This window comes from Devosia psychrophila (assembly GCF_000971275.1).
In the GTDB taxonomy this organism is placed as follows: domain Bacteria; phylum Pseudomonadota; class Alphaproteobacteria; order Rhizobiales; family Devosiaceae; genus Devosia; species Devosia psychrophila.
This window is the reverse complement of sequence record NZ_LAPV01000194.1, coordinates 1-1,143: the sequence shown is the minus strand read 5'-3', so window position 1 is coordinate 1,143 and position 1,143 is coordinate 1. Positions and strand designations below refer to the sequence as shown.

Sequence of the window (1,143 nt, the reverse complement as noted above, 5' to 3'; positions counted from 1 at the left end):
GGCGTGGCTCCTCTGGAGTTGCTCGCCGACGGGACAGCGATAAGTATCGGTCTCTGGCTGATAGATGAACGACGGCTTGCCCCACAGGCCACGGGCCTGAGCAGGAGAGGTGTTGGGTTTTGGCACCATTGGGATAATGCCTGCCTGCGCACAGGCGCGGATCTGCTCCCCCTCGTAATAGCCGCGATCGGCAAGGGCAATCATCTCGGGGGTGCCGGTCGCGGCTTTCGCGGCCTTTGCCATCTCCAGCAGATGCGAACGATCATGGCCTCGGTTGGTCACCGTATTAGCCACCACGATATGGTGCCTGGTATCGACGGCAGCCTGGACGTTGTAGCCGACCACGCCACGATGGTCGCTCCCAGTTGCCATGGCGCGGGCGTCCGGATCGGTGAGCGAGAGTTGTCCATCAGCACTGGTTTCCAACTGTCGGCCGATCGCCTCGAGCTCGCCAAGGCTACCACGCAGAGACGCCAATCGTTCGGTCAGGCGCTCGACCCGCGGTGAGGCCACTCCCGTCTCTGCGCTGTCGGCTTCCTCGAGCTCTGCAAGATAACGCGCGATGCTCTCCTCGACATGGGCCTTTCGCCGCGCCAGCTTGCCCTTGGTGTAGTTCTTCTCATGGGTGTTCACGGCCCGTAAACGCGAGCCCTCGATGGCCACCACGCCGCCGCCGACAATACCAAGCGCGCCGCAGACGGCAACGAAGCGCTGGCACGCGATCTGGATCGCGCTGGCATTGTCATGGCGGAAGTCGGCGATGGTCTTGAAGTCGGGTACCAGCTTGCCGGTCAGCCACATCAGCTCGATATTGCGACCCGCCTCGCGCTCCAGCTTCCGGATCGAGGTAGCTGATGCAGGTATCCGTAAACGTAGAGCTTGAGCATGGTGCCCGGTGCGTAGCCGGGTCGGCCGGTCGCTGCCGGTTGGACACGGGCAAACCCGAGACCGGCCAAATCGAGCTCATCGATAAAGGCATCGATCACGCGGACCGGGTTGTCCGCATCCACATAGTCCTCAAGACAAGCCGGCAGAAAGCTCGCTTGGTCACGGTCAGCAGCCTCGACAAAACGTCCCATCTGGCACCTCCGAAGCAGTGCCAGATCATACCATAATCCGGAGTTTTCACACAGCCTCCACCCC

1 protein-coding gene and 1 pseudogene are annotated in these 1,143 nt (G+C 62.2%); both read right to left on the bottom strand.

Going from position 1 to position 1,143, the window contains the following annotated elements:
- Positions 1-801, bottom strand: an 801-nt coding sequence (locus WH91_RS20330; protein WP_144408396.1) for a transposase, incomplete at its 3' end; no start/stop codon positions are given.
- Positions 802-804: 3 nt separating this feature from the next.
- Positions 805-1,079, bottom strand: a pseudogene (locus WH91_RS25005) (transposase); the annotation flags it as partial.
- Between the last annotated feature and the right edge of the window lie 64 nt (positions 1,080-1,143).